Annotated in this window: 29 protein-coding genes; 21 read left to right on the top strand and 8 right to left on the bottom strand. The window is 66.8% G+C overall.

Annotated elements, in window-relative coordinates; translation table 11 throughout:
- Positions 1–10: 10 nt before the first annotated feature.
- The 5 genes from GZH52_RS02785 to GZH52_RS02805 all read left to right on the top strand — a co-directional run bounded on the left by GZH52_RS02785 (position 11) and on the right by GZH52_RS02805 (position 3,436).
- The gene (locus tag GZH52_RS02785) at positions 11–274 is read left to right on the top strand and encodes a hypothetical protein (RefSeq protein ID WP_163314993.1); all 264 of its coding nucleotides are present in this window, start codon (positions 11–13) and stop codon (positions 272–274) included.
- A gap of 102 nt (positions 275–376) precedes the next feature.
- A complete protein-coding gene (gene sucC, locus GZH52_RS02790; RefSeq protein ID WP_163314994.1) occupies positions 377–1,546 on the top strand; it encodes an ADP-forming succinate--CoA ligase subunit beta in 1,170 nt (389 codons plus the stop codon).
- 27 nt (positions 1,547–1,573) lie between these two features.
- The gene (gene sucD / locus GZH52_RS02795) at positions 1,574–2,458 is read left to right on the top strand and encodes a succinate--CoA ligase subunit alpha (RefSeq protein ID WP_136553666.1); all 885 of its coding nucleotides are present in this window, start codon (positions 1,574–1,576) and stop codon (positions 2,456–2,458) included.
- Positions 2,459–2,637: 179 nt separating this feature from the next.
- Entirely contained in the window at positions 2,638–2,766 is a 129-nt protein-coding gene (locus GZH52_RS02800; RefSeq protein WP_136553668.1) for a DUF3149 domain-containing protein, read from the top strand.
- 88 nt (positions 2,767–2,854) lie between these two features.
- A complete protein-coding gene (locus GZH52_RS02805; protein WP_163314995.1) occupies positions 2,855–3,436 on the top strand; it encodes a methyltransferase domain-containing protein in 582 nt (193 codons plus the stop codon).
- Between the two features lie 3 nt (positions 3,437–3,439).
- On the opposite strand, the gene GZH52_RS02810 is transcribed toward GZH52_RS02805, so the two are convergent.
- Positions 3,440–3,688, bottom strand: coding sequence for a hypothetical protein (locus GZH52_RS02810; protein WP_163314996.1), 249 nt, complete (start codon positions 3,686–3,688; stop codon positions 3,440–3,442).
- Between the two features lie 115 nt (positions 3,689–3,803).
- On the bottom strand, positions 3,804–3,941 hold the full coding sequence (locus GZH52_RS02815) for an entericidin A/B family lipoprotein (RefSeq protein WP_136553674.1): 138 nt from the start codon (positions 3,939–3,941) through the stop codon (positions 3,804–3,806).
- A gap of 239 nt (positions 3,942–4,180) precedes the next feature.
- Here GZH52_RS02815 and GZH52_RS02820 point away from each other — a divergent pair, with 239 nt between their 5' ends.
- A complete protein-coding gene (locus tag GZH52_RS02820; protein ID WP_163314997.1) occupies positions 4,181–4,960 on the top strand; it encodes a basic amino acid ABC transporter substrate-binding protein in 780 nt (259 codons plus the stop codon).
- Positions 4,961–5,073: 113 nt separating this feature from the next.
- Positions 5,074–6,234: an aminotransferase class I/II-fold pyridoxal phosphate-dependent enzyme gene (locus GZH52_RS02825; protein WP_163314998.1), complete on the top strand. Its 1,161-nt coding sequence runs from the start codon at positions 5,074–5,076 to the stop codon at positions 6,232–6,234.
- On the opposite strand, the gene murI is transcribed toward GZH52_RS02825, so the two are convergent.
- Both murI and apbC read right to left on the bottom strand, forming a co-directional pair.
- Positions 6,226–7,008 carry a glutamate racemase gene (murI, locus tag GZH52_RS02830; protein ID WP_163314999.1) on the bottom strand — a complete coding sequence of 261 codons (783 nt, stop codon included), beginning with the start codon at positions 7,006–7,008 and terminating at the stop codon, positions 6,226–6,228. The genes GZH52_RS02825 and murI overlap by 9 nt on opposite strands.
- Positions 7,009–7,067: 59 nt before the next feature.
- Positions 7,068–8,159, bottom strand: coding sequence for an iron-sulfur cluster carrier protein ApbC (gene apbC / locus GZH52_RS02835; RefSeq protein ID WP_163315170.1), 1,092 nt, complete (start codon positions 8,157–8,159; stop codon positions 7,068–7,070).
- A gap of 283 nt (positions 8,160–8,442) precedes the next feature.
- On the opposite strand from apbC, the gene GZH52_RS02840 reads away from it, so the two are divergent.
- The 4 genes from GZH52_RS02840 to GZH52_RS02855 all read left to right on the top strand — a co-directional run bounded on the left by GZH52_RS02840 (position 8,443) and on the right by GZH52_RS02855 (position 12,660).
- Positions 8,443–9,711, top strand: a complete 1,269-nt coding sequence (locus GZH52_RS02840) for an MFS transporter (RefSeq protein ID WP_163315000.1) — start codon at positions 8,443–8,445, stop codon at positions 9,709–9,711.
- 61 nt (positions 9,712–9,772) lie between these two features.
- Positions 9,773–11,830: a methionine--tRNA ligase gene (metG, locus tag GZH52_RS02845; protein ID WP_163315001.1), complete on the top strand. Its 2,058-nt coding sequence runs from the start codon at positions 9,773–9,775 to the stop codon at positions 11,828–11,830.
- Positions 11,831–12,021: 191 nt separating this feature from the next.
- Entirely contained in the window at positions 12,022–12,216 is a 195-nt protein-coding gene (locus tag GZH52_RS02850; RefSeq protein ID WP_203525597.1) for a hypothetical protein, read from the top strand.
- A gap of 168 nt (positions 12,217–12,384) precedes the next feature.
- On the top strand, positions 12,385–12,660 hold the full coding sequence (locus GZH52_RS02855; protein WP_163315002.1) for an acylphosphatase: 276 nt from the start codon (positions 12,385–12,387) through the stop codon (positions 12,658–12,660).
- 57 nt (positions 12,661–12,717) lie between these two features.
- Here GZH52_RS02855 and yaaA read toward each other — a convergent pair whose 3' ends face one another.
- Entirely contained in the window at positions 12,718–13,494 is a 777-nt protein-coding gene (gene yaaA / locus GZH52_RS02860; RefSeq protein ID WP_163315003.1) for a peroxide stress protein YaaA, read from the bottom strand.
- Between the two features lie 84 nt (positions 13,495–13,578).
- Here yaaA and dtd point away from each other — a divergent pair, with 84 nt between their 5' ends.
- Complete coding sequence (gene dtd / locus GZH52_RS02865; RefSeq protein ID WP_163315004.1) at positions 13,579–14,031, top strand: D-aminoacyl-tRNA deacylase; 453 nt, start codon at positions 13,579–13,581, stop codon at positions 14,029–14,031.
- Between the two features lie 57 nt (positions 14,032–14,088).
- Here dtd and GZH52_RS02870 read toward each other — a convergent pair whose 3' ends face one another.
- On the bottom strand, positions 14,089–16,089 hold the full coding sequence (locus GZH52_RS02870; RefSeq protein WP_163315005.1) for a lytic transglycosylase: 2,001 nt from the start codon (positions 16,087–16,089) through the stop codon (positions 14,089–14,091).
- A 161-nt stretch (positions 16,090–16,250) separates the two neighbouring features.
- Complete coding sequence (gloB, locus tag GZH52_RS02875; protein WP_163315006.1) at positions 16,251–17,006, bottom strand: hydroxyacylglutathione hydrolase; 756 nt, start codon at positions 17,004–17,006, stop codon at positions 16,251–16,253.
- Between the two features lie 17 nt (positions 17,007–17,023).
- On the opposite strand from gloB, the gene GZH52_RS02880 reads away from it, so the two are divergent.
- From GZH52_RS02880 to corA, 9 genes are all read left to right on the top strand, one after another.
- Positions 17,024–17,755: a class I SAM-dependent methyltransferase gene (locus GZH52_RS02880; RefSeq protein ID WP_163315007.1), complete on the top strand. Its 732-nt coding sequence runs from the start codon at positions 17,024–17,026 to the stop codon at positions 17,753–17,755.
- Positions 17,752–18,195, top strand: a complete 444-nt coding sequence (gene rnhA, locus GZH52_RS02885) for a ribonuclease HI (protein WP_136553697.1) — start codon at positions 17,752–17,754, stop codon at positions 18,193–18,195. Before GZH52_RS02880 ends, rnhA begins: the two co-directional genes overlap by 4 nt.
- A gap of 40 nt (positions 18,196–18,235) precedes the next feature.
- On the top strand, positions 18,236–18,958 hold the full coding sequence (gene dnaQ, locus GZH52_RS02890) for a DNA polymerase III subunit epsilon (protein ID WP_163315008.1): 723 nt from the start codon (positions 18,236–18,238) through the stop codon (positions 18,956–18,958).
- Entirely contained in the window at positions 18,955–19,659 is a 705-nt protein-coding gene (ispD, locus tag GZH52_RS02895) for a 2-C-methyl-D-erythritol 4-phosphate cytidylyltransferase (RefSeq protein ID WP_163315009.1), read from the top strand. The genes dnaQ and ispD overlap by 4 nt, the downstream gene beginning before the upstream one ends.
- Positions 19,647–20,123: a 2-C-methyl-D-erythritol 2,4-cyclodiphosphate synthase gene (gene ispF / locus GZH52_RS02900; RefSeq protein ID WP_163315010.1), complete on the top strand. Its 477-nt coding sequence runs from the start codon at positions 19,647–19,649 to the stop codon at positions 20,121–20,123. Before ispD ends, ispF begins: the two co-directional genes overlap by 13 nt.
- Before the next feature lie 71 nt (positions 20,124–20,194).
- Positions 20,195–20,854, top strand: a complete 660-nt coding sequence (gene rpiA, locus GZH52_RS02905; protein ID WP_163315011.1) for a ribose-5-phosphate isomerase RpiA — start codon at positions 20,195–20,197, stop codon at positions 20,852–20,854.
- A gap of 77 nt (positions 20,855–20,931) precedes the next feature.
- Positions 20,932–21,639 (top strand): phosphate signaling complex protein PhoU, encoded by a 708-nt coding sequence (gene phoU, locus GZH52_RS02910; protein ID WP_163315171.1) that lies wholly within the window; start codon positions 20,932–20,934, stop codon positions 21,637–21,639.
- Between the two features lie 79 nt (positions 21,640–21,718).
- On the top strand, positions 21,719–23,221 hold the full coding sequence (gene ppx / locus GZH52_RS02915; RefSeq protein WP_203525598.1) for an exopolyphosphatase: 1,503 nt from the start codon (positions 21,719–21,721) through the stop codon (positions 23,219–23,221).
- Positions 23,214–24,212: a magnesium/cobalt transporter CorA gene (gene corA / locus GZH52_RS02920; protein ID WP_163315012.1), complete on the top strand. Its 999-nt coding sequence runs from the start codon at positions 23,214–23,216 to the stop codon at positions 24,210–24,212. The genes ppx and corA overlap by 8 nt, the downstream gene beginning before the upstream one ends.
- A 1-nt stretch (position 24,213) precedes the next feature.
- On the opposite strand, the gene GZH52_RS02925 is transcribed toward corA, so the two are convergent.
- Complete coding sequence (locus GZH52_RS02925) at positions 24,214–25,566, bottom strand: EAL and HDOD domain-containing protein (RefSeq protein ID WP_163315013.1); 1,353 nt, start codon at positions 25,564–25,566, stop codon at positions 24,214–24,216.
- Positions 25,567–25,579 lie beyond the last annotated feature (13 nt).

Raw genomic sequence — 25,579 nt, forward strand, 5'->3', positions numbered from 1 at the left:
GGAAGGATTGATGGCTGACCTGATTGCCAACGCGGTGATGCTCGGCGTGCTCTTGGTGGTGGCCGGCGCGATGTGGGCGGTCAAGGTGGCGTTCGACGAGGCGTCGGTGTACGACCGCGTCAAGGGCGTGCGCCTGTTCCTGGCCGGCGCGACCTTCCCCGTTTCGGTGTTCCTGATGTCGGCGGCTGCACGCCGCCGACTGATGGGGCCGCTGCTTGTGGCCGCCGTCGGCTGCGCGATGATCGTCGCGGTCCGCACCGTGTTCGCGGCCTGAAGAATTACCCGTAGCGTAAGTCCTGGCCCGAGGGCACACCCCGAGGGTACAGCTGAGGGCGGCCTTGTGCCGGCTGCCCGAATCCATAAGAGGAAACCATAGATGAACCTGCACGAATACCAAGCTAAAGAGCTGCTGGCCCGTTACGGCCTGCCGGTGCAAAAGGGCATTCTGGCCAAGACGCCGGAAGAGGCCGCTGCGGCGTACGACACCCTGGGCGGCAAGTTCGCCGTCGTCAAGGCGCAGGTGCACGCCGGCGGCCGCGGCAAGGCCGGCGGCGTCAAGGTGGTGAAGACCCGCGAAGAGGCGGCCGACGTCGCCGCGACGCTGATCGGCAAGAACCTGGTCACCTACCAGACCGACGCGGCCGGCCAGCCGGTGAACTCGGTGCTGGTGTGCGAGGACATGTACCCGGTCGAGCGCGAGCTGTACCTGGGCGCGGTGGTTGACCGCGGCAGCCAGCGCGTGGTGTTCATGGTGTCGACCGAAGGCGGCGTCGAGATCGAGAAGGTCGCCGAGGAGACCCCGGAGAAGATCATCAAGATCGAAGTCGACCCGCTGGTCGGCATGCAGCCGTTCCAGACCCGCGACGCCGCGTTCGCGCTGGGCCTGAAGGGCGGCCAGGTCGCCGCGTTCAGCAAGCTGATGCTGGGCGCCTACCAGGCCTTCGTCGAGAACGACTTCGCCCTGTTCGAAGTGAACCCGCTCGCGCTGCGCGAGAACGGCGAACTCGCCTGCGTCGACGGCAAGATCAACCTCGACTCCAATGCGCTGTTCCGCCACGCCGACCTCGCCGCGCTGCGCGACAAGAGCCAGGAGAACGAGCGTGAAGTGAAGGCGTCCGAGTTCGACCTGAACTACGTCGCGCTGGAAGGCAATATCGGCTGCATGGTCAACGGCGCCGGCCTCGCCATGGCGACCATGGACATCATCAAGCTCAAGGGCGGCCAGCCGGCCAACTTCCTGGACGTCGGCGGCGGCGCCACCCGTGAGCGCGTGGTCGAGGCGTTCAAGCTGATCCTGGCCGACAGCTCGGTCAAGGGCGTGCTGATCAACATCTTCGGCGGTATCGTGCGCTGCGACATGATCGCCGAGGCGATCATCGCCGCCGTGAAGGAAGTCAACGTCACCGTGCCGGTCGTCGTCCGCCTGGAAGGCAACAACGCCGAGCTGGGTGCCAAGCTGCTGGAAGAGTCCGGCCTGAAGCTGACCTCCGCGCAGGGCCTGAACGACGCGGCCGAGAAGATCGTCGCCGCGGTTGCCGCCCTGTAATCACCAGCACCGAACAAGGAAATCAAGATGAGCGTTCTCGTTAACAAAGACACGAAGGTGCTGGTGCAGGGTTTCACCGGCAAGAACGGCACGTTCCACGCCGAGCAGGCGCTGAAGTGCGGCACCAAGGTGGTGGGCGGCGTGACCCCGGGCAAGGGCGGTTCCGAGCACCTGGGCCTGCCGGTGTTCAACACCATGAAGGACGCGGTGCGCGAGACCCAGGCTGACGCTTCGGTGATCTACGTACCGGCAGCGTTTGCCAAGGACTCCATCCTCGAGGCGATCGACTCCGGCGTGAAGCTGGTGGTGTGCATCACCGAAGGCGTGCCGACGCTGGACATGCTGTACGTGAAGAAGGCCGTCGACGAAGCGGGCGTGCGCCTGATCGGCCCGAACTGCCCCGGCATCATCACCCCGGGCGAGTGCAAGATCGGCATCATGCCGTGGCACATCCACAATCCGGGCCGCATCGGCATCGTGTCGCGCTCCGGCACGCTGACCTACGAAGCCGTCGCGCAGACCACCGCGCTGGGTCTAGGCCAGTCGACCTGTATCGGCATCGGCGGCGACCCGATCCCGGGCACCAGCCACATCGACGCGCTCAAGCTGTTCCAGGACGACCCGGACACCGACGCGATCGTGATGATCGGCGAGATCGGCGGTTCGGCCGAGGAAGAGGCGGCCGAGTTCGCCAAGGCCTACGTGACCAAGCCGGTGGTCGGCTACATCGCCGGCGTCACCGCGCCGAAGGGCAAGCGCATGGGCCACGCCGGCGCGATCATCTCCGGCGGCAAGGGCACGGCCGAAGAGAAGTTCAAGGCCTTCGAGCGTGCGGGCATCGCCTACACCCGCAGCCCGGCCGAAATCGGCAAGACCATGTATGAACTCCTCAAGAGCAAGAACATGATCTGATCCGGCTCGCCGGTTTGACTAGACGCCCCGCTTTGCGGGGCGTTTTTCATTTGTGGCGCGCGCGTGCCGGTGCGGCTGCGCGTCGCGGGGAATGGGCGTGGTTTGACCTTGATCAACCCTGCCGGCATTCCGGTCATCTAAGCTGACGTTAATCTAAATGACATTATCGGGAGGTCGAGATGGAATTGTGGCGTCAGTTGTTGTCCGACGAGGTGGGTGTCGCGAGCCTGGCGGTGATCGGGGTGACCACCGTCATCGTGTGCGTGATCCTGATGGTCATTTACCAGCGTACCCGGGGTGGCAAGTAGGTCTTGCAGGAAGGAAGAGCCATTGGCGGCCGTGACGGCCGCCTTTTTTGTTTGATGCTATAGTCATTGCTTTGCGCGTGGAACAGACATGGCACAGGACAGTAGCCAGCCTGACTTCTGGGAAACCCGATACCTGGGCGGGGTCAAGCCCTGGGATAGCGCGGGTTGCATTCCCGCCGCGCTGTCGGCTTTTGTTGCGCGGCAACGGCCGGGCAGGGAGGTGTTGCTGCCCGGCTGCGGCGCCGCCTACGAGGTCGCCTACCTTGCCGACGCCGGCTTCACGCCGGACGGGGTCGACTTCAGCGAGGCCGCGCTTGCGGCCGCACGCGACGCACTCGGCCCCTACGCGCGCCATGTGCGCCAAGGAGACGTCTTCGCGCTGGCAGGGCCCTACGACTGGGTGTACGAACGCGCCTTCCTGTGCGCGTTGCCGCCCAGGCTGTGGTCCGCCTACGCAGAGGCGATGGCACGCCTGGTCCGCCCCGGTGGCTGGCTTGCCGGCGCGTTCTTTATCGCCGAACGGCCGAAGGGGCCGCCGTTCGGCGCGAGCCGGCAGCTGCTTAACGACTTGCTGGGCGATGCGTTCGACTGCGTCGAGTGCGAGGCGATGGACGACAGCCTGCCGGTGTTTTCCGGCGGCGAGTTCTGGATGAGCTGGCGGCGGCGCTGACGCTTACGCGTCGGCGCCGAGCACATCGATCGAGACGGCAGCGAGGTAGACGGCGCTTGGCAGCGCGGCAAACAGCCAAACCGCGAGCGCGTCGTGCGAGGCGAGCAGGAGACCGGCGATGCCGATCTCGACGCAGCCTGCAAGGAGCGCGAACTGGCAGTGGCGGGGCGTGACGGCGCACCCCTTGAGCTGGCGGCCGAGTACGGGCCAGCAGGCGTGCAGGGCAAGGGCAAGACCAAGCAGAACGGGCATGTTCGACTCCTGGTGGCTGCGCCGCCGCCTCTCGTGAAAGAAGCCGGATGGTGACGGCGCTTGCCTGATTATGTGCCTATCATCGTCCGCTGTTAAGCCCGGATTCCCTGTGGAGCTACATCTTGGCTTTCACGTCGTCGGCCGCGTTGCTGACGGCGCTTCCGGCCGCCGAGACATCCTGACCCATTCCCGCCATGGTGTTGCAGGCGGACAGCAGCAAGGTCCCCATCAGGACCAGCATGATCGTCTTCATCTTGCTCCCTTTCTTGTCGGTGGCGCACGGTGGCCTTTGACAACATAGGCCGTGCCGGCGCGCTCCGCCACCGCGGCAGCTTGGGCTTTCCGGATTTCCTGCGTTGAACCTCCTGTTTTTTGATATTTTTTGCTTGGCAATTTGCAGACTGTTGGCAGCTTTTGCTTTATCCTAATTAACCAATTTGAATAAATTATCCCGTCAGAACGGGCCCGCCAACAAAGTCGAAGGGACAAGTCATGAAACACTGGGTCAAGGCAACGATGGTCGCACTCTCGGTCGTGCTCGCCGCATGCGGCGGCAAGCAGGAGGCCGAACCCGCGAAGGCTGCGGCCGAGCCGCAGGTTTACCGCATGGGCGTGAACGCCGCGTTCGCGCCGTTCGAGTCGGTTGGCGCCGACGGCAAGCTGCAGGGCTTCGAGATCGAGCTTGCGCAGGCGGTCGCCGACGCGGCCGGCATCAAGGTTGAGATGAGCAATACCCCGTGGGAAGGAATCTTCAACGGCCTCGCCAACGGCGACAGCGACTTCCTGATGTCGGCGATCACCATCACCGAGCAGCGCAAGGAGACGATGGACTTCACCGAGCCTTACTTCGAGGCGACCCAGCTGGTGGTGCTGCCCAAGGGCAAACAGATCGCCAACGCCGAGGCGCTGAAGGGCATGAAGGTCTCGGTGCTGACCGGCTCGACCGGCGACACCATCGCGCAGAAGCTGCTGGGCGCGACCAGTACCGACATCAAGCGCTTCGAGTCGCTCGAACTCGCGCTCAAGGAGCTGGAGAACGGCGGCGTGCAGGCGTCCATCGGCGACAACGGCGTGGTGGCCAACTTCATCAAGTACAATGGCGCCGACAAGCTCGACATCGTCGAGGGCATCGACTTCGACAAGGAGTACTACGGCATGGCCGTGCGCAAGGGTGACCAGGCGCTGCTGGACAAGCTGAACGCCGGCATCCGCAAGGTGAAGGAAGACGGTACCTTCAAGTCCATCCACGACAAGTACTTCGGCCAGAGCTAAGCACGAGACCAGCTCCCGAACATGCCCCGGCGCGTCCGGGGCATTTTCTTGCGCCGCTGGTGGACGGCGGCGAACTGTGGTCAGATCGATATTTTTACGTCATGGGTGGCGACATGCAGTTGGCAGCTAGGTTGGCGCGTATCGCGCCCTTTGAGGTGATGGCGATCCTCGAGCGCGCCCGCGCGCTGGAAGCGGCGGGACGTGACGTGATCCACCTCGAGATCGGCGAGCCGGACTTCCCGACCCCGCAGCCCATCGTCGACGCCGCGCAGGCGGCGCTCTGCGCCGGGCAGACCTTCTACACGCCGGCGCAGGGCCTGCCCGCGCTGCGCGAGGCGATCGCGGCCGACTACCGGCACCAGGGGATCGAACTTGACCCGGCGCGGGTGATCGTGACGCCGGGCGCGTCCGGCGCGCTCTTGATCGCCTTGTCGCTGCTGGTGTCGCCGGGCGACGGCGTGCTGCTGGCTGACCCAACCTACCCGTGCAACCGCCACTTCGTGCATTTGCTTGGCGGCGACGTGCAAAGCGTCGCGGTGGGGCCGGCTACGCGCTACCAGCTGGACGCAGCGCTCGCGCGGGCTGTCTGGCGCGACCACACGCGCGCGCTGATGGTGGCGACGCCGGCCAACCCGACCGGCACTTCGTTGAGTGCGGCCGAGATCGGCGCGCTCGGTGTGCTGTGCCGCGAGAAAGATGCCGGGCTGATCGTCGACGAGATCTATCAGGGGCTCAGCTACGACGGGCCGGCGCAGAGCGCGCTCGCCGTCGCGCCGGACGCGCTGGTCATCAACAGTTTTTCCAAAACCTGGCAGATGACCGGCTTCCGGCTGGGCTACCTGGTGGTGCCCGACGCGCTGATCGAGCCGGCGATCCGTCTCGCGCAGAACCTGTTCCTGTGCCCGAGCGCGATCGCGCAACAGGCGGCGCTCGCCGCGTTTACGCCCGAAGTGGCAGAGGAGGTCGAACGGCGCCGCCAGGTGTTCGCGGCCAGGCGCGACTTTCTGCTTGCCGCGCTGCCCGCGCTTGGCTGGCAGTTGCCGGTGCGCCCGGACGGCGCGTTCTACGTGTACGCGGACGTGAGCGCGGTGACCGACGACAGCTACGCGTACTGCGCGCGCATCCTAGAGGAGGCGAACGTCGCGCTGACGCCGGGGGCGGACTTCGGCACGCACCGTGCCGGCGCGCATCTGCGCATCGCGTATACCACCGGTATCGAACGGCTCGCCGAAGCGATCGAACGCATCGCGGCGCTGGGCGCGCGCTCAGTCTAGCGCCAGCGTCTCGACGCGCGTATCGCGGCCGAGCACCCGGTCGATGAAGGCCTGCATGTCCGTGGCGCCGGCGGTGGTGACGAAGCGGTAGCGGGGCGGCTCGCCGGCGGGCGTTTCCAGCGCGTTAAGTGCGATCAGGCGGCGCACCTGCCGGCACACGGCGGAGGCCGGGTCGATCAGCGTCGCCTGCGGCGCCGCTTCGGCGATCAGGGGCGCGAGGAAGGGGTAGTGCGTGCAGCCCAATACGATCTGGTCGGTGCGGGTGCCGGCAAGGGGCGAGAGCGCACGCGCGACGACTTGGCGTGCGTTGGGTGAGTCCAGTTCACCCGCCTCGACCGCCTCGACAAAGCCGTCGCCCGGCAACAGGCGGATGCGCGCCTGCTGGCGGTAGCGTGCAGCCAGCTGTTCGAGCTTGTCGCCGGCGAGCGTCGCGCGGGTGGCCAGCACCGCGATCTCGCCGGTCTCGGTCGCGAGCGCGGCGGGCTTGATCGCCGGCTCCATGCCGATAATGGGTACGTGCGGGTAACGTGCGCGCAAGGGCGCCGCCGCCGCGCTGGTTGCCGTGTTGCACGCAATCACCAGCGAGCTTGCGCCCTGGTCGAACAGCCAGTGTGCGATCCGCTCGCTGCGCGCGGCGATCTCCGCGTGCGAGCGCGGCCCGTACGGGCACCACGCGCGGTCGGCGAAGTAGATGACCGGCTCGCCGGGCAACTGGCGGGTGAGCTCGCGCCACACCGACAGCCCGCCGAGTCCCGAGTCGAACATGCCGATCATGCCTTGAATCCTGCCTGGGTGAATGAAGACGGCGCGGGGAGACCCGCGCCGGAGAGAACTTAGCCGTTCTGGATGACGATCTTCGGGAAGCGGCCGGAGAAGTCCTGCGCCTTTTCGCCGACCTTGACCGCGACCTTGCGCGCGATCGCCTTGTAGGTGGCGGCCAGTTCGCCGTCCGGGTCGGCGACCAAGGTCGGCGTGCCGGCGTCGACCGCCTCGCGGATGCGGATGTCCAGCGGCAGCGCGCCCAGCACCTCGACGCCGAAGTCGGCCGCCATTTTCGACGCGCCCCCCTCGCCGAAGATGTGTTCGGCGTGGCCGCACTGCGAGCACACGTGGATCGCCATGTTCTCCACCAGCCCCAGCACCGGTACGCCGACCTTCTGGAACATGGTGTAGCCCTTGCGCGCGTCCAAGAGCGCGATGTCCTGCGGCGTGGTCACGACGATGGCGCCGGTGACCGGCACCTTCTGCGACAGCGTCAGCTGGATGTCGCCGGTGCCCGGCGGCATGTCGATGACCAGGTAGTCGAGGTCGTCCCAGCGGGTGTCGTTCAACAGTTGCTGCAGCGCTTGGCTGACCATCGGGCCGCGCCACACCATCGCCTGGTCGGGGTCGACCAGGAAGCCGATCGACATCACCTGCACGCCGTGGCTGAGCACCGGGGCGAGCCCCTTGTCCTCGACCAGTTCGGGCTTGGCGTCGGCGACACCCATCATCAGCGGCTGAGACGGGCCGTAGATGTCGGCGTCGAGCAAACCGACCCGCGCACCCTCGGCTGCGAGTGCCAGTGCCAGGTTGACCGCGGTGGTCGACTTGCCGACGCCGCCCTTGCCCGAGGCGACCACCACGATGTTTTTCACGCCCGGCAGCAGCGGCACGCCGCGCTGCACGCTGTGGCTGACGATCTGGCTCCTGGCCGTCACCTCGACCTTGCGTCCGCCCGCGATGGGCGCGAGCGCCGCCTCGAAACGCTCGCGCACGGCGTCAAGCTGGCTGGCTGCCGGGTAGGGCAGCACCACGTCGAGCGCGAGCGTGTGCGCGTCGATGCGCGGCGGCTTGACCGCCTTGCCGGCGACGTAGGGTTTGCCGGTATTCGGGTCGACGAGGGTGCCGACGGCGTCGAGCACGGTTTGTGCGGTCAGTTCCATGGCGGCGGTGTCTCCTTGCGCGTCTTTGGCGCTGAAGTGGGCGAGGATCTTGGAAAACATGGGTGGGCTGAAGTCGCTATGGCTGCTTGTTCTGGTTTGCGTGGCGGATGCCGGGTGCTGGCGCGATGATACGCCGAGCGCGATGGCATTGTGAACCATCGCGCTCGCCGGAAATGCGCTGTGGGTAAAAGCGCGGGCGGCTCTGGCCGCCGCTGGCGCCCGGGCGTAGAATCGCGCCCTTTTTCGCCTTTCGTGCGCGCGTCGCGCGCCCGCTCTTTACAGAATGAACGCCAAAGCCCATCCCCGCATTTCCCTGCTGTTCCCGCTGGCCCTCGTGCTGTTCGAGTTCGCCGTCTACATCTGCAACGACATGGTGCAGCCGGCAATGCTCGCCGTCACCCGCGAATTCGCGGTCGACGTGTCGTGGGCACCGTTGTCGATGACCGCCTTCCTCGCCGGTGGCGCCTTGCTGCCGTGGCTGACCGGCCCGCTATCCGACCGCATCGGCCGCCGCCCGGTGCTCCTGTTCGGCGTCGCGTGGTTCACGCTCGCGTGCCTGGCGACCTATCTGGTCGACGACATCCAGAGCTTCATGGCGCTGCGCGTGCTGCAGGGGGTGGGGCTGTGCTTCATCAACGCGGTCGGCTACGCCGCCGTGCAGGAAGCCTTCCCGGAGAACACCGCGGTGCGCGTGACCGCGCTGATGGCGAACGTCGCGCTGATCGCGCCCTTGGCCGGCCCGCTGGCCGGCGCGACGCTGATCGAGTTCGCGCCGTGGCGCCTGGGTTTCGCGCTGATCGCCGCCGTGTCCTTCGTTGCGCTGGTCGGCCTCGCCTGCTTCATGCCGGAAACGGTCAAGCCCAGCCACGACAAGCTGCCGCTCTCCGCCTTCGCGCGCGACTACCGCAAGGTGTTTTCCAACCGACGCTTCGTGCTCTCCGCACTGTGCATCCCGCTGATCGCGATGCCGCTGATGGGCTGGATTGCGCTGTCGCCGGTGCTGCTGGTCGAGGACCTCGGCCTGTCTTCGTTCGAGTACGGCGTGCTGCAGGTGCCAGTGTTCGCCGGCCTGATCCTCGGCAACCTGGTGCTGGCCGCCGTTGCCGAGCGCTGGCCGCTTGGCCGCTCTGCGTTGCTCGCCCGCGGGCCGGTCGCGCTTGGGGTTGCCGTATTGCTGGGCGGTGTGCTGCTGTCGGATGCGCCGCAGTACTGGATGGCCGGCGGCATGACGCTGATGGCGTTCGCCGAAGGCATGGCCTTCGGCGTGCTCTACCGTTTCGCGCTGACCTCGTGCAACGAGGGCAAGGGCACGGTGTCGGCGGCGATGAGCATGCTGTGCATGGCTTCCTACGCGCTGGGCATCGAGACGCTGCGCTGGGCGTACCGCGCGGGCGGGCTCGCCGGCTTCGGTACGCTGGCGCTCGGTTACGCCCTGGCCTTCGCGCTGGTTGCCAGCCGTATGGTGCCGCTGGCTATGGCCGAGCGTGCCGAGCCGGCATCGCAGCCGGAAGCTGACGAGGGCGAGCTTGCGCTGTGTGCGGAGCAGGGCTGAGGCGAGCATCGCCGGGCGCTGATATAATCGGCCGATTGGTTTTCCGGTTCAGGACAGACAGATGACAAAACGCAAGATACTGGTGACGAGTGCGCTGCCGTACGCGAACGGTGCGATCCATCTTGGCCATATGGTCGAACACATCCAGACCGACGTTTGGGTGCGTTTCCAGAAGATGCGCGGCCACGACTGCCACTACGTGTGCGCCGACGATACCCACGGCACGCCCATCATGCTGGCGGCCGAGAAGCGCGGCATCACGCCGGAGGCGCTGATCGAGCAGGTCCGCACCGAGCATCTGGCCGACTTCACCGGTTTCCATATCGGTTACGACAACTACTACTCGACCAACAGCCCTGAAAACAAGGCGTTCGCCGAGACCATCTACCGCAAGCTCAAGGCCGACGGCAAGATCGTTTCGCGCACCATCGAGCAGCTGTTCGACCCGGAAAAGCAGATGTTCCTGCCGGACCGCTTCGTCAAGGGCGAGTGCCCGAAGTGCGGCGCCAAGGACCAGTACGGCGACAACTGCGAGGTGTGCGGCGCGACCTACAGCCCGACCGAGCTGAAGAACCCGTTCTCGGCGGTGTCCGGTGCGACGCCGGTGCTGAAAAGCTCCGAGCACTACTTCTTCCGCCTGGGCGAGTGCGCGGACTTCCTGAAGGAATGGACCGCCGGCGCCACGTTGCGCGCCGACGGCGTGCGCATGGCGCACCTGCAGCACGAGTCGCTCAACAAGATGAACGAGTGGATCGAAGGCGGCCTGCAGGACTGGGACATCTCGCGTGACGCACCGTACTTCGGCTTCGAGATCCCCGACGCACCGGGCAAGTACTTCTACGTGTGGCTGGACGCGCCGATCGGCTATATGGCGTCGTTCAAGCACCTGTGCGAGCGCACCGGCATCGACTTTGACGAGTACTTCAAGCCGGACTCGACCGCCGAGATGTACCACTTCATCGGCAAGGACATCCTGTACTTCCACGCGCTGTTCTGGCCGGCGATGCTGAAATACGCGGGCTACCGCGCGCCGACCGGCGTGTTCGCGCACGGCTTCCTGACCGTCGACGGCCAGAAGATGTCCAAGTCGCGCGGCACCTTCATCACCGCCAAGAGCTACCTCGAGTGCGGGCTGAACCCCGAGTGGATGCGTTACTACATCGCCGCCAAGCTCAACGCGCGCATCGAGGACATCGACCTGTCGCTCGACGACTTCATCGCGCGGGTGAACTCGGACCTGGTCGGCAAGTACGTGAACATCGCCAGCCGTGCCGCCGGCTTCATCGCCAAGCGTTTCGGCGGCCAGCTCGCGTCGTCCATCGCCGACAACGAACTGCTGGTCCGCCTGCAGCGCGAGGCCGCGACCATCGCCGCCGCCTACGAGGCGCGCGAGTACGCCAAGGCGCTGCGCGACGTGATGGCGCTGGCCGACCTCGTCAACGCCTACGTCGACGCCAACAAGCCGTGGGAGCTGGCGCGCCAGGAAGGGCAGGATGCCCGCCTGCAGGAAGTGTGCTCGGTGCTGATCAACGCCTTCCGCCTGCTGACGATTTATCTCAAGCCGGTGCTGCCCAAGCTGTCGGAAGGCGTCGAGGCTTTCCTCGGCATCGACCCGCTGACCTGGTCCGACAGCGAGAACCTGCTGTTTGCCCACGTGATCCAGCCTTACCAGCACCTGATGCAGCGCATCGAGCCTGCACTGGTCGACAAATTGATTGAAGCGAACAAGCAAAGCATGGAACAGAACACCGCACCCGCTGCCGCCCAGTGTGAACCGCTGGCCGAGACCATCACCATCGACGATTTTGCCAAGGTCGACCTGCGCGTGGGCAAGGTGCTCGCCTGCCAGTTCGTCGAAGGCTCGGACAAGCTGCTGCAATTCACCGTGGATCTCGGCTTCGAGACCCGCAACATCTTCTCCGGCATCCGCAAGGCGTACGGCGAGCCTGAAAAGCTGGTCGGCCGCAGCGTGATCGTGGTGGCCAACCTCGCGCCGCGCAAGATGCGCTTTGGCGTATCGGCCGGCATGATCGTTTGCGCGTCGGGCACCGACGACGCGCAGGGCCTGTTCCTGCTCGACACCGACGCCGGTGCACAGCCGGGTATGCGTATTGGTTAAAACGTATGACAAGACAACCCCCCTGTCTCCTTCCGGAGCAGGGGGGTTGTCTTTTATCTACGGCATTCAGGCAGGAAGTCGTCTATTGTTGACAGCAGGTGATTAATTCGTTTTACTTGAAGATTGCGAGATATCGAATGCTTTGTTGCAATTTTCTACAGATATCAAAAATAAAAGAGAGGAATGAGACGATGATGATCAAGGTCAGCCAGCTGCAGCCCGGCCACGAAGTTCACGAGCACAAGGATAACGGCGAAGTCGACCGTTTCACCGTATTGCAGGTTGCCCCGGCCGGCCGCATGGTCGAAGTCACTTTCGACACCAAGGGCGGCCGCGAGAGCGCGATTTACCCGGCGGAAGCGTACCTGAACGCGGCCAACGGCTGAACGCCTGCTACACTGGATGACTTGCGGTGCTGCGGTGCCGCAAGCGGATGACGAAAGGGCCGCGTTGCGGCCCTTGGTCTTTTTGGCCGCAGCCCTGGCCCCGTTCGGGCGGGCGGCCGACGAAGCGGCGCGGCGGGGCGCGCGCAGGTAATCTGGAGTCGGAAGAAAATGAAGGCATGTTTGTTGCGCATTCACGGCAAGGTACAGGGCGTCTACTACCGCGACACCGCGGTCGCCCGTGCCCGCGAACTGGGCGTGGCCGGCTGGGTGCGTAACCGGGTAGACGGCACGGTCGAAGCCTGGGTCGAAGGCGAGCCGTCGGCCGTCGCGGGCTTTGTCGAATGGGCGCATCAGGGGCCGCTCTCGGCGCGGGTCGACCGTGTCGACGCGAGCGAGGTCAGCGCCGAGGCGGTTGAGGGTTTCGAGCGCAAGCCGACCCTGTAAAGGGGGCCGGTATGAAAAAAGCGCGCCCCACGGCGCGCTTTTTTCATACCGGCGGTTTCAGCCGTGCGAGCGGCAGAACACCCACTCGTGTTCGCCGGAGCGCGCCGCGTCGAAGCGGTAGCCGTCGACGTCGAAGTCTTTCAGCGCTTGCGGGTCGTCGACGCCGTGCTGGGCGGCCCAGCGCGCCATCAGGCCGCGCGCGCGCTTCGCGTAGAAGCTGACGATCTTGAACGGCCCACCATCCTTGCTGTCTCGAAACACCGGGGTGATGACCGGGTAGGGCAGCGCGTCGCGGCGCACCGACTTGAAATACTCTTCGGAGGCGAGGTTGACCAGCGTGCGCTCTCCCATGCCGTCGAGCTCGCGCGCGAGCAGCTGCGCGATGCGCGCGCCCCAGAACGCGTAGAGATTGGCGCCGGCGGGGTTGGCGAGCCGGGTTCCCATCTCCAGCCGGTAGGCCTGCATCAGGTCGAGCGGGCGCAACACGCCGTAGAGGCCGGACAGGATGCGCAGATGGTCCTGCAGGTAGGCGATCTCGCCTGCGCTAAGGCTCGTGGCGTCCAGCCCCTCGTAAACGTCGCCCATGAAGGCAAACACCGCCTGGCGTGCGTTGCCGGTGTCGAACGGCGGCTGCCAGTCGTGGTAGCGGCCGACGTTGAGGCGGGCGAGCGCGTCGCTGATGCCCATCAGCGCCGAGAGATCGGCCGGGCTTTTTTCGCGCAGGATGGCGACCAGTTCGCGGCTTTGTTCCAGCAACTCGGGCTGGGTATGTGCGGCGGGCGGGAGCGATCGCTCGAAGTCGAGCGTCTTGGCTGGCGAGACGACCATCAGCATGGCGGGAACCCTGTGGTGAAAGCGGGGATGATTGTAGCGCACTCTGGCATAGAATAAGCCGTTTGAAGCTAGGGAGCGGGTTGCATGAGAGTGTTGTTGCAGCGGGTCAGCAAGGCGAGCGTCGAGGTGGACGCCCGGACGGTCGGGTGCATCGGTACGGGGGTGTTGCTGCTGGTCGGCATCGAGCCGGCAGACGGGGCGGACGACGTCGCCTACCTTGTGCGCAAAATCAGCCAGTTGCGCATTTTCGACGACGCGGCGGGGGTGATGAACCTGTCCTTGCTCGACACCGGCGCCGAGGCGCTGGCGGTCAGCCAGTTCACGCTGTTCGCGAGCACGCGCAAGGGCAACCGTCCGGGCTACAGCCGTGCGGCGCCGCCCGCGCACGCGGCACCGCTGTTCGAGTCGTTTGTCGGCGAGCTTGGCAAGGTGCTCGGTAAGCCGGTGCCGACCGGCGTGTTCGGCGCGCATATGCAGGTGAGCCTCTGCAACGACGGCCCAGTCACCCTGTGGCTGGACAGCCGCGCGCCGGAGTAGGGAATACGCGCGAAAACGGCCCGCCTAGGCGGGCCGTTTGTCTTGTGCGGTCGAAGCTTACAGCCCCTGTACGATCAGCCTTTGGCCGGGCTGCAGTGCGGCGAGGCGTGCCGCAGCGTTCCAGCGCTTGATGTCGGTATGATGGACGCCGAACTTGCGGGCGATGCCGTAAACGGTGTCGCCGGTCTGTACGATGTACTCGCGCTGCGGCTGACCGCCGGACAGGGCGGCCAGTTCGCTGACCGCGTCAGCCTGAGCGCTGACTGGCGTGCCGATGATCGGCGTGCCGCTGACCTTCAGCGTCTGCCCAAGTTGTAGGCGGCTGTCTTCCAGCCCGTTCAGGGCCTGCAGTTGGGCGACGTTCATGCCGTAACGGCGCGAGATGTTGTACAGGGTGTCGCCGCCCTGCACCGTGTGCAGGTTGGCGACATTCTCTTGCTGCGCGCTGGCGACGGCTTCGACTGCGCGGGTCGCGAGCGTGCGCTCGGTGACGGCCACCCTGACCGGCTGGGCGGGCGCGGCGCGTTGGGGCGTTTCGGCCTTGAGCGGCGCGATGGCCAGCGGCGTGGCCTGCTCTGCGACGGCGAGCCGTTGCGGCGCGGCCGGCGTGGCGGACACCGCCAGCGGCGCGATCGACGCGGCCGGCGTGGCCGTTACTGCCGGTTCGGCCAAGGCGACGGTTTGCGTCGCGGTGGAGACGGCCGGCGCTTGCAGCGGCGCGATCGCCAGCGGCTGGATTGCCGGCGCGGCCTGCTCGGCGACGGCGACGCGCTGAACCTGGGCGACCGCTGCCGGCCCGGCGGCGGCAAGCATGGGCGGGCTGGCAGACGGGTTGGCCTGCGAGCTGTCGAGGGTCGCCAGTACCGGTACCTCAAACGCGGTCGCGCGACGCTCGTTGGCGACGCGCAGGGTCAGCGGCTCGGCGCGCGCGTTGCGCGAGGCGACCAGCACCGGCTGGCCCGGCGCGAAACGGCCGCCGCGCGCGTTGTTCACGGCCAGGAGCTCGCCGACGTTCATCCCGTACTCGCCGGCCAGCGTCGAGGCGTCGACGCCGTCCTGCGGCACGTGGACTTCCCAGTTCATCAGCGGTTTGTCCCACTTGGCGACATTGCGCTCGAAGCGGTGCAGGCGGTCGGCCGGCAGCAGCATCTGGCGGCCGCTCTTGTGTGCGTAGACGGGCAGGTTGAACGCCGGGTTCAGCTCCTTGAACTCGGACACCGGCATTTCGGCGAGGCGGGCGGCCACGTCGATGTCCATGTGGCGGCCGGTCGAGATCGCGACGAAGTAAGGCTTGTTCGGGAAGTCGCCGAGCGAGAGGTTGAAGCGCTCGGGCTCGAGGATCACGTTGCGCACGGCCAGAAGCTTGGGCACGTAGTTGCGTGTTTCGTTCGGCAGCCTGAGGTTCTCGTAAGTCGGCTCGAGGCCCTGCGCGCGGGCGCGCTCGATTGCGCGCGACACGTTGCCCTGGCCCCAGTTGTAGCTGGCCAGCGCAAGGCTCCAGTCGCCGAACATGCCGTACAGCGTCTGCAGGTAGTCGAGCGCGGCGTTGGTCGATTCGACCACGTCGCGGCGGCCGTCGTACCACCAGGTCTGCTCGAGGCCGTACTGGCGGCCGGTTGCCGGCATGAACTGCCACAGGCCGGCGGCGCCGACGTGCGAGCGCGCGGTCGGCACGAAGGCGCTCTCGACGACCGGCAACAGCGCAAGCTCGGTCGGCATGCCGCGGCGCTCGACCTCGTTCATGATGTAGAAGAGATATTTCCTGCTGCGGTCCATGGAACGGCGCAAACCGGCAGGATTGGCCGCATATTGGCGTTCCAGACGGCGGACAAGTTCGGGGTTGACCTCGCTCATCTGGAAGCCTTCGCGCATGCGCAGGATCAGATTGTCGCCATTACGCAGCAAGCTGGTGTTCTGCAACATCATATCCAGACCAACGGCGAGTGCTTCGTCAACTGCTAAGCGTTCGGGCTTGCCAAAAATGGTAGCTGCCTTGGCCGGTGCCGCCCAGGCCGTAAAGGCGAGCGACAGCGACAGGGCAATGGAGAATTTTTTCATCAGGAGGGCGCCCGGTCATTCTTTTTCGATTGTGGCCGATGCTACCACGCGCAACAGGTGTGTCAACGCAATAAATCAAACAAAATCAAAGCTATTGCACGTCATGCAGGTGCGCGCGCCGGGTATGCAGTTCTAATCTAAAGAGACCGTGTTCTGTTTTTTTAGAAGATGTTTTTCCAGCGGCGCAGAATGGCAAATGATTCCAGTGCACTGTTGACGGGGGTGCCCTCATGCTGAGTGCTTGCCGCAAGCAGGGCAGGCTCGCCGGAACGCAGAAAGGGATTGCTCGCCAACTCGGCGTCGAGCCGTACCGGCAGGGTCGGTTCGCCCCGTTCGCGGCGTTGGCTGTCTTGCAACAACCGTGCGCGGACGGCCGGGTTGTCTGGGTCGCAGGCGCGGGCGAAAGCCAAGTTGGCCAGCGTGTACTCGTGTGCCGGGTAAATCCAGGTGTCGGGCGGCAGGGCGGCGAGGCGCGCCAAGCTTGCGTACATCTGTTCGGCACTGCCTTCGAACAGGCGCCCGCAGCCGGCGCCGAACAGGGTGTCGCCACTGAGCAGTGCCCCGGGGGTGTAGTAGCACAGGTGGTCGAGGGTATGGCCCGGTGTGGCGATCACCCGGAAGCGGACGTCGCCGACAGCGAAGCTGTCGCTGTCGGCGTGTGCGGCGTCGACACTGGCGACGCCGGCCGGCCCGTGCACCACGGCGTGTGGAAAAGCGGCCTTCAGGCGCGCGACGCCGCCGGTGTGGTCGGCGTGGTGGTGGGTGACGAGGATGGCGGCGAGGTGCTGGCCGTTCGCCGCGAGATAGTCGAGCACCGGGGACGCGTCGCCCGGGTCGACGACGCAGGCGCCGGAAGGCTGCGGCAAAAGCCAGATATAATTGTCGGCAAAAGCCGGCAACGGAATGAACGACAACATTCGTACTTCCTCATCAGATGACTGCGTTTTCTAACTGGCTGGACGGCACCGAACTTGGCCGTTACCTGCTTGTGCGCGAGCAGGCGTTCTTCGACCGCGCGGTCGCCGACGTCTTCGGCTATCGTGCCGTGCAGTACGGCGCAAGCCGGCACGACTTCCTGCGCGAAAACCGCATCCCGTGGCGCGCGCGCATCGGCGAGGACGGCGAAGTCGGCGTGGTGTGCGACGCGGCGCAGTTGCCGCTGGACAGCCGCAGCGTCGACTTGCTGCTGCTGCCGCACACGCTGGACTTCAACGCGCATCCGCACCAGGTGCTGCGCGAAGCCGAGCGCGTGCTGCTGCCCGAGGGGCGGCTGGTGCTCACCGGCTTCAACCCCCTGTCCCTGTGGGGCGGGCGCCGGCTGGTGCAGGGCGCGCGCTGCCCGCCGTGGAGCGGCCGTTTCCTGCGCCTGTCGCGGCTGCGCGACTGGCTCGAGCTGCTGGGCTTCGAGCGCGCGGACGATGCCTTCATGTGTTACGCTCCGCCCTTTAACCGGGGCGACTGGCTCACCCGCTGCCGCTTCATGGAAGCGCCGGGCGAACGCTGGTGGCCGCTGGCCGCCGGCGTCTACGGCGTATGCGCGATCAAGCGCCAGCGCGGGATGCGGCTGATCACGCCGCGCTGGCAGCTGGCCAGGCCCGCGGCCCAGCTGGTGACCGCCGGCGAGCGCCGCCACGCGGCGTGCCAGCCCCACGACGAGACGTTATGAACCAGGACAAGGTCGAAATCTATACCGACGGCGCGTGCAAGGGCAATCCGGGCCCAGGCGGCTGGGGGGCGCTGCTTTGCTACAAGGGCAAGGAAAAGGAGCTGTTCGGCGGCGAAGCCGGCACCACCAACAACCGCATGGAGCTCATGGCGGTGATCCGCGCGCTGGAAACGCTCAACCGCCCCTGCCATATCGTCGTCTACACCGACTCGCAGTACGTGCAAAAAGGCATTTCCGAGTGGATCCACGGCTGGAAGAAGCGCGGCTGGGTCACCGCAGCGAAGGAGCCGGTGAAGAACGCCGACCTCTGGCAGTTGCTGGACGCCGCGCGCGGCCGTCACCTGTCGGTCGAGTGGCGCTGGGTGCGCGGCCACAACGGCCATGAATTCAACGAGCGCGCCGACGCGCTCGCCAACCGCGGCGTAGCGGCCGCGGCATGACTTTCGCGGGCGCGGCTGCGCCCGTCACGCAGGCTGCATCATGAGACAAATCATCCTCGACACCGAAACGACGGGCCTCGAGCCCTCGCAGGGTCACCGCATCATCGAATTCGCCGGGCTGGAAATGGTCGACCGCAAGCTGACCGGCCGCCACCTGCACCTCTACATGCACCCGGAGCGCGAGATCGACCCCGATGCCGAGCGCGTGCACGGCATCTCGCTCGCCTTCCTGGAAGGCAAGCCCAGGTTCGCCGAGGTGGCGTCGCAGATTTCCGAATTCATCGGCGACGCCGAGCTGATCATTCACAACGCGCCGTTCGACGTCGGCTTCATGGACGCCGAGTTCGCCCGGCTGGGACTGCCGCCGACGGTGCGCCAGTGTGCCGGCGTGATCGACACCCTCGCGATGGCACGCGACCAGTTCCCGGGCAAGCGCAACAGCCTGGACGCCCTGTGCGACCGCTTCGACGTCGACCGCTCGAACCGTACCCTGCACGGCGCGCTGATCGACTGCGAGCTCCTGGCCGAGGTCTATCTGTGGATGACCCGCGGCCAGGAAAGCCTGATGATGGACATCGAGCCGGAGGCCGGCGCCGCCGTGTCGGGCCTGCCGGCCGACTTCGTGCGTAAGCCGCTTAAGGTGCTGCGTGCGAGCGAAGCGGAGGCCGCCGAGCACGAGGCCTACCTCGACGCGCTGGACAAGGCGGTCAAGGGGGAGTGCCTGTGGCGAAAACTCGCCGCGGGCAAGGAGGCGGTCGCATGAGCGTGATCGCCCTGGTGCCGGCGGCCGGCTCCGGCAGCCGTTTCGGCGCGCCCAGCCCCAAGCAGTACCTGCAGCTCGAAGGCCGGCCGCTGATGTGGCACACCCTGAGCGCACTGTCCCGGGTCGCCGAGATCGACCGCCTTGCGGTGGTGATCTCGCCGGCCGACGAGTGGTTCGACGACTTCGAATGGGACATCCCGGACCTGGAGGTGCTGCGTGTCGGCGGCGCGAGCCGTGCCGCGTCGGTCGCGGCCGGTCTCTCGGCACTCGCGCCGGCGCCCGACGACTGGGTGCTGGTGCACGACGCGGCGCGCTGCTGCGTGACGCCGGCGCTGGTGACGCGGCTGATCGGCGCGCTGGCGGACGACGAGGTCGGCGGCCTGCTCGCCTTGCCGGTGGCCGATACCGTCAAGCGCGCGGGCCAGAACGGCCGCGTCGAGCGCACGCTCGCGCGGGACGGGCTGTGGCTCGCGCAGACGCCGCAGATGTTCCGCGCCGCGCGTTTAGCCCGTGCGCTTGCGCTCGACGGGAAGGGCGCGGTCACCGACGAGGCCTCGGCGATCGAACTGTTGGGGTTTTCGCCGCGACTGATCGAGGGCGACGCGCAGAATTTCAAGGTCACTTATCCGCGCGACCTGGCGCTGGCACGCGCCATCCTCGCTTCGCGCAAACAGACGGGAGAGACGGCATGTTCAGGGTAGGGCAGGGTTACGACGTGCACCGGCTGGTCGAGGGGCGGCCGCTGGTGCTGGGCGGGGTGGTGATCCCGCACGACAAGGGCCTGCTCGGGCACTCGGACGCCGATGCGCTGTTGCACGCGATTACCGACGCGCTATTGGGCGCGGCGGCGCTGGGTGACATCGGCCGGCTGTTCCCGGATACCGACCCGCAGCACGCGGGCGCCGACAGCCGCGTGCTCCTGCGCGAGGCCGTGTCGCGCGTGCGCGCAGCCGGCTGGCGGGTCGTCAATATCGATGCCACGCTGATAGCGCAACAGCCCAAGCTCGCGCCGCACGTGGACGCGATGCGCGCGCGCATCGCCGAAGACCTGCAGGTCGGCGTCGACGTCGTCAACGTCAAGGGCAAGACCAACGAGAAGCTCGGCTACCTGGGGCGTTGCGAGGCAATCGAGGCGCAGGCGGTCTGTTTGCTGACAAAAGGCTAGCAAAACGACATATGCTTCGCGTTGTGGGATAATCGGAGTGAGTCAAGATCAACCGTTTAAGGAGCCGCGAGATGCTTACCGCCAATGAATTGAAGCTGGCTGCAGCGCGAAAAGCCCTGGAGTTCGTCCCGGACGACGCCGTGATCGGCATCGGCACCGGCAGCACCGTCAACCTGTTCATCGACGAACTGGCCGCGATCAAGGGCCGCATCAAGGGCGCAGTCTCCAGCTCCGAGGCGTCGACCGCCCGCCTGAAGGCGCACCATATCCCGGTGTACGACCTCAATACCATCGACGAGATGCCGATCTACGTCGACGGCGCCGATGAGGTGAACCACTACCTGCACATGATCAAGGGCGGCGGCGGTGCGCTGACCCGCGAGAAGATCGTCGCCGCGGCGGCGCAGGAATTCATCTGCATCGCCGACGAGAGCAAGTACGTCGACGTGCTGGGCAAGTTCCCGCTGCCGATCGAGGTGATCCCGATGGCCAGAAGCTTCGTCGCGCGCGAGCTGGTCAAGCTGGGCGGCCACCCCGAGATGCGCCACGACTTCGTGACCGACAACGGCAACATCATCCTCGACGTGCACGACCTGGCCATCGCCAAGCCGGTCGAGCTCGAGGAGCGCATCAACCAGCTGCCGGGCGTCGTCACCTGCGGCCTGTTTGCCCGCCGCCGCGCCGACGTGCTGGTGCTCGCCCGCCAGGGCGGCGTCGAAGTGCTGCGCTGAGCCTGCCTGTCACAGGGTTGTCATCTTGCGCTGGCAAGATGGCAACCCTGTCCATCCTGTCCTGCCACGAGAGCATCATGCCCGACCATATTTCCAAACAATTCGACCTCGAACTGGAAACCATCCGTACCCGCGTGCTGCAAATGGGCGGGCTGGTCGAGCAGCAGATCCTCAGCGCGCTCGACGCGCTTGCCAGCGGCGACATCGCCCGCTTTGACCAGGTGATCGTTGACGACGCGCAGGTCAACGCGCTCGAAGTCGCGATCGACGAGGACTGCCAGCACATCATCGCGCGCCGCCAGCCGGCGGCGTCCGACCTGCGCATGGTGATCACCGTGATCAAGACCATCACCGACCTCGAGCGGATCGGCGACGAGGCCTCCAAGATTGCCCGCATGGGCAAGGTGATCCACAGCGCCGAGCGCTACCAGAGCCCGCGCTTGCGCGAGATCGGCAAGATGGCCGAGGCGGCGGTGGCGATGCTGCGCCGTGCGCTCGACGCGTTCGCACGCTTGGACGCGACGGCCGCGTTGGATCTCGCCGAGGACGACCGCGAGCTCGACGACGACTTCAGCGCCGAAGTTCGCCAGCTGATCACCTTCATGATGGAAGACCCGCGCACCATCAGCATGTCGATCGACACGCTGTTCATCGCCAAGGCGATCGAGCGCATCGGCGACCACGCCAAGAACATTTCCGAGTACGTCGTCTATCTGGTCAAGGGCAAGGACATCCGCCACACCTCGATCGACGCGATCAAGCGGGAACTTGGCCAGTCCGTGTAAGCGATCGGGCTTCATGTAGGTGGAAGGAAAGCGGTAACATGGTTGCCGCTTTTTTCTTTTTGCTGGGAGCCTGCGTTTGATGCGTGCCGATTTTCCCCATCCGGTGCTGGCGGCGGTCGACCTGGGGTCGAACAGCTTTCGCCTGCAGGTCTCGCGCGTGGTCGACGGCCAGCTGTTCACCCTCGACTCGCTGAAGGAGACGACCCGGCTGGGTGCGGGCCTGGGCCCGGACAAGGTGCTCGACGAGGCGAGCGTCGGACGGGCGCTCGCCTGCTTCGCCCGTTTCGGCGAGCGTCTGCGCGGGCTGGAAGGCGCGCAGGTGCGCGTGGTCGGCACCAATACCCTGCGCGTCGCGCGCAACGCGCCCGAGCTGATCGCCGAGGGCGAGCGCCTGCTGGGTTTCCCGATCGAAATCATCGCCGGCCGCGAAGAGGCCCGCCTGATCTATCTGGGCGCCGCGCACTCGCTGCCGAATACCCGCGAGCGGCGGCTGGTGGTCGACATCGGCGGCGGTTCGACCGAGCTGATCGTCGGCAGCCACTTCCAGGCGCATGTGACCGAGAGCCTGCCCCTGGGTTGCGTCAGCTACACGCTGCGTTTCTTCGAGGGCGGGCGGATCGACTCGGCCTCGTTCAACCGCGCGGTGTACGCGGCGCGCGCCGAGCTGCAGCGCGTGGTGCACGCCTTCCCGCGCACGTCGTGGGAGCTGGCGGTCGGCACCTCGGGCACCGCGCGCTCGATCCGCGACCTGCTCGAACTGAACGACTGGTCGGCCGGCAACATCACCTATGGCGGGATGCGCGAACTGCGCAACGCGCTGATCCGCATCGGCCGCATCGACAAGATTTCACTGAACGGGCTGAAGGCCGACCGCGCGCCGGTGATCTGCGGCGGACTCGCGGTGATGCTCGCGGTGTTCGAGGAGTTGGGCGTCGACGCGATGACCATCGCCGACGGCGCGCTGCGCGACGGCGTGCTGTACGACATCCTCGGCCGCGGCCGCGAGCGCGACCAGCGCGAACAGACGGTAGCGACCTTCACGCGGCGCTACCACGCCGACCCGGCGCAGGCGGCCCGCGTCAAGGCGCTGGCGCTCGACTTCTACCGCCAGCTCGCCGGCGAGGATTGCCAGGTGCTGACGCTCAGGCGTCTGGGCTGGGCGGCCGCGCTGCACGAGATCGGGTTGTCGATCGCGCATACCGCCTACCACAAGCATTCGGCCTACATCCTGCAGAACGCGGACATGCCCGGCTTCTCCCGCCCGGAACAGGCCGCGCTCTCGACGCTGGTGCTGTGCCAGCGCGGCGACAGCGGCAAGATGAGGGACTTCGCGCAGCAGCCGGACCTGTGGTACAGCGTGCTCGCGCTGCGGATGGCCGTGCTGTTCTGCCGCAGCCGACGCCCGCTGGCCCTGCCGGCCGGCGCGGTGCTGTTCGCCCAGCCGCGCGGCGTGCGCTTCGAGCTGCCCGCCGCCTGGCTGGAGGAGAACCCGCTGACCGCCAGCGCGCTCGAGCAGGAGGCCGTGCAGTGGCGGCGCATCGGCCTGAAGCTGGCGCTCGACGTACGGCAGGACCATGGCTGAGCCGGTACAGTCTCCGGAAGTGGTGTTGTTCGAGTACGGCGACGGCGCGCTGACCGAGACGCGTTTTGCTAGCATCGAGGCGGGGCTCGCCTACCAGAGCCGCGCGCCGGTACGCTGGCTCAACGTGTACGGCGTCGCCGACGCCGCGACCATGCGCGCGATCGGCGAGCGCTTCGGGCTGCACCCGCTGGTGGAGGAAGACATCCTCAACGCGCGCCAGCGCCCCAAGGTCGAGGCGTACGACGGCTACCTGTTCCTGTCCACCCGCGTGTTCTCCGAGCGCGACGCATCCACCCGCCTGCATTACGAGCATGTCTCGCTGGTGGTCGGGCGGGACTTCGTGCTGAGCTTCCAGCCGCACCCCTTGGGCGTGTTCACCCAGCTGCGCGAGCGTCTGCGCCGCGGCGACGGGCTACTTGCCGCGCGCGGCGCCGACTTTCTTGCGTACGCGCTGATCGACGCGATCATCGACGCCTATTTCGACGTGCTCGACGCGTTCACCAGCCGGGTCGAGGCCCTCGACCGCCAACTGGTCGCCGACCGCAGTACGCTGGTGCTGCGCGGCATCCACCGGCTGAAGCACGACGCGATCCGCCTGCGCCGCGCGCTGCTGCCCTTGAGGGAGATGCTCGCGCAGATGACGCGCGGCGAACACGCGCTGTTCGGCGACGAGACACGGCTGTGGTTGCGCGACGCGTACGACCATTGCCTGCATTTGGGCGAGTCGCTCGACGCCGCGCGCGACATGGTCTCCGGCATGCTCGACCTTTATCTTTCCATCCAGTCGAACCGCCTGAACCAGCAGATGCGGGTGCTGACCATCATCTCCATCGTGTTCATGCCCTTGACGCTGATCGCCGGCATCTACGGGATGAATTTCGAGTACATGCCTGAGCTTGGCTGGCGCTGGGGCTACTTCGGCGTGCTCGGCCTGATGGGGGGGATCGCCGCCGCCATCGTCGGTGTGTTCTGGCGGCGGCGCTGGCTGTAGCTCAACCGCCTTCGGTGGCGACCTTCTGTGCCCAGGCCATCGCCTCGAGCTGCAGGCGGTTGACCGCTTCGGGCTGGCCGCCCAGCCGGGTGGCGATCGCGGCGGCGCGCGCGCTGTCGCCTTTTTCCAGCGAGAACGCGAGCGCGAGGTAGGGCGCGAACAGGCCCTGGCCGTCGACCAGCGCCGACGAGATGGTGGGGGGGAGCGACAGCGGGGCGATCGCGTCGGACAGCGGCTGCTCGAACAGCGCGTCCAGCGTCGAGAACATCCCGGTGACGAACAGGTGTTCGCACTCGAGGCGGTTGTTGCCCTGCGCGCGGCCCAGGCTTTCCATGAAGCGCCCGCGCCACAGCGAGCGCTCGAGCAGCGTGCGGTTGCGGCCGTCCTCGCGCGGTGCGGTGTACAGCAGCAAGGACAGCCAGCGGAACAGCGCCTCGCGCCCGAGCAGCAGCAAGGTCTCGTCCAGCGTCTGCACCTGGCGGCTCAGGCCGTTGGCCGGCGAGTTGATGAAGCGCAACAGCTTGAACAGCAGCACCGAGTCGAGCTTGAACTGCGCGTTGATCGCCTCGTTGTCTGCGCCGCTGCGTAGCAGGCGCAGGATTTCCATCACCCTCAACTGGCCGGTGTCGACCTTGCCGCTGCCGTGGCGGAGCGGCACCCGGGTCAGGTAGGGGCCGCTGAACAGCACGAAGCGTTCGCTGGCGCCCTGGCTGCGCCGTGATACCTCGTACGCCTCCATCGAGTTGACGTTGCGCGCGTACCAGCGCGCGTGCGGGTAGCGCTGCGGCAGGCGGGCGAGCAGGGGCTCGAGCAGGTCTTCCGTCTGCGCCGAGAAGTCGAGCACGAGGAAATTCATCTCGGCGAACAGCACGTCGAGCACGGCAGGCGAGAAGCGGGTCTCCGGAAACAGCGCGGGCTCCAGCGCGAACGACAGCCCGGCCGCGCGCAGCGCCCTGATCGCAGGCAGCGCGGCGGTGAGCGCGTCGTCGTTTTCGGCCGGCGACACGATGCAGATCGCACGCTTTTCGGCGAGCGAGGGCAGCAGCGGGTCGTCCAGCGCGTCCAGCGACAGGTTGATGAACGCGCGCCGGCGCTCGAGCAGCCTGAAGATGTCGAGGTTTTCGAGCGTCTGTAGCAGCAGGTGGTCGTGCCGGTTGAGGGTGCCGGCCGCCATCATGTTGCGGTGGCCGGCGTCGCGCGGTGCGAACTCGTAGGCGACCAGCTCGTGGCGGGCGGTGTAGATCGGCTGGTGGCCGACGAAGCCTAGCGTCGCCGGCAGCGGCGCCTCGCTGTTTTCCGGCGTTGCCGGGGCGGGGGCCGCGTCGCCGCGATGGCCGAACAGGGATTTGAGCATGGTCTTGCCTGGT

It is taken from the genome of Crenobacter caeni (assembly GCF_010435965.1).
GTDB classification, from domain to species: domain Bacteria; phylum Pseudomonadota; class Gammaproteobacteria; order Burkholderiales; family Chromobacteriaceae; genus Craterilacuibacter; species Craterilacuibacter caeni.

Bases quoted from the DNA above. Each gene is read 5' to 3' on its own strand.
- ispF (WP_163315010.1), top strand. From the start codon at position 19,647: ATGTTCAGGGTAGGGCAGGGTTACGACGTGCACCGGCTGGTCGAGGGG.
- phoU (WP_163315171.1), top strand. From the start codon at position 20,932: ATGCCCGACCATATTTCCAAACAATTCGACCTCGAACTGGAAACCATC.
- GZH52_RS02805 (WP_163314995.1), top strand. From the start codon at position 2,855: ATGGCACAGGACAGTAGCCAGCCTGACTTCTGGGAAACCCGATACCTG.
- GZH52_RS02820 (WP_163314997.1), top strand. From the start codon at position 4,181: ATGAAACACTGGGTCAAGGCAACGATGGTCGCACTCTCGGTCGTGCTC.
- GZH52_RS02800 (WP_136553668.1), top strand. From the start codon at position 2,638: ATGGAATTGTGGCGTCAGTTGTTGTCCGACGAGGTGGGTGTCGCGAGC.
- dnaQ (WP_163315008.1), top strand. From the start codon at position 18,236: ATGAGACAAATCATCCTCGACACCGAAACGACGGGCCTCGAGCCCTCG.
- GZH52_RS02925 (WP_163315013.1), bottom strand. From the start codon at position 25,566: ATGCTCAAATCCCTGTTCGGCCATCGCGGCGACGCGGCCCCCGCCCCG.
- rpiA (WP_163315011.1), top strand. From the start codon at position 20,195: ATGCTTACCGCCAATGAATTGAAGCTGGCTGCAGCGCGAAAAGCCCTG.
- yaaA (WP_163315003.1), bottom strand. From the start codon at position 13,494: ATGCTGATGGTCGTCTCGCCAGCCAAGACGCTCGACTTCGAGCGATCG.
- ispD (WP_163315009.1), top strand. From the start codon at position 18,955: ATGAGCGTGATCGCCCTGGTGCCGGCGGCCGGCTCCGGCAGCCGTTTC.
- GZH52_RS02870 (WP_163315005.1), bottom strand. From the start codon at position 16,089: ATGAAAAAATTCTCCATTGCCCTGTCGCTGTCGCTCGCCTTTACGGCC.
- GZH52_RS02855 (WP_163315002.1), top strand. From the start codon at position 12,385: ATGAAGGCATGTTTGTTGCGCATTCACGGCAAGGTACAGGGCGTCTAC.
- GZH52_RS02785 (WP_163314993.1), top strand. From the start codon at position 11: ATGGCTGACCTGATTGCCAACGCGGTGATGCTCGGCGTGCTCTTGGTG.
- sucC (WP_163314994.1), top strand. From the start codon at position 377: ATGAACCTGCACGAATACCAAGCTAAAGAGCTGCTGGCCCGTTACGGC.
- gloB (WP_163315006.1), bottom strand. From the start codon at position 17,006: ATGTTGTCGTTCATTCCGTTGCCGGCTTTTGCCGACAATTATATCTGG.
- dtd (WP_163315004.1), top strand. From the start codon at position 13,579: ATGAGAGTGTTGTTGCAGCGGGTCAGCAAGGCGAGCGTCGAGGTGGAC.
- rnhA (WP_136553697.1), top strand. From the start codon at position 17,752: ATGAACCAGGACAAGGTCGAAATCTATACCGACGGCGCGTGCAAGGGC.
- GZH52_RS02810 (WP_163314996.1), bottom strand. From the start codon at position 3,688: ATGCCCGTTCTGCTTGGTCTTGCCCTTGCCCTGCACGCCTGCTGGCCC.
- GZH52_RS02850 (WP_203525597.1), top strand. From the start codon at position 12,022: ATGATGATCAAGGTCAGCCAGCTGCAGCCCGGCCACGAAGTTCACGAG.
- sucD (WP_136553666.1), top strand. From the start codon at position 1,574: ATGAGCGTTCTCGTTAACAAAGACACGAAGGTGCTGGTGCAGGGTTTC.
- ppx (WP_203525598.1), top strand. From the start codon at position 21,719: ATGCGTGCCGATTTTCCCCATCCGGTGCTGGCGGCGGTCGACCTGGGG.
- metG (WP_163315001.1), top strand. From the start codon at position 9,773: ATGACAAAACGCAAGATACTGGTGACGAGTGCGCTGCCGTACGCGAAC.
- corA (WP_163315012.1), top strand. From the start codon at position 23,214: ATGGCTGAGCCGGTACAGTCTCCGGAAGTGGTGTTGTTCGAGTACGGC.
- murI (WP_163314999.1), bottom strand. From the start codon at position 7,008: ATGATCGGCATGTTCGACTCGGGACTCGGCGGGCTGTCGGTGTGGCGC.
- apbC (WP_163315170.1), bottom strand. From the start codon at position 8,159: ATGGAACTGACCGCACAAACCGTGCTCGACGCCGTCGGCACCCTCGTC.
- GZH52_RS02840 (WP_163315000.1), top strand. From the start codon at position 8,443: ATGAACGCCAAAGCCCATCCCCGCATTTCCCTGCTGTTCCCGCTGGCC.
- GZH52_RS02880 (WP_163315007.1), top strand. From the start codon at position 17,024: ATGACTGCGTTTTCTAACTGGCTGGACGGCACCGAACTTGGCCGTTAC.
- GZH52_RS02815 (WP_136553674.1), bottom strand. From the start codon at position 3,941: ATGAAGACGATCATGCTGGTCCTGATGGGGACCTTGCTGCTGTCCGCC.
- GZH52_RS02825 (WP_163314998.1), top strand. From the start codon at position 5,074: ATGCAGTTGGCAGCTAGGTTGGCGCGTATCGCGCCCTTTGAGGTGATG.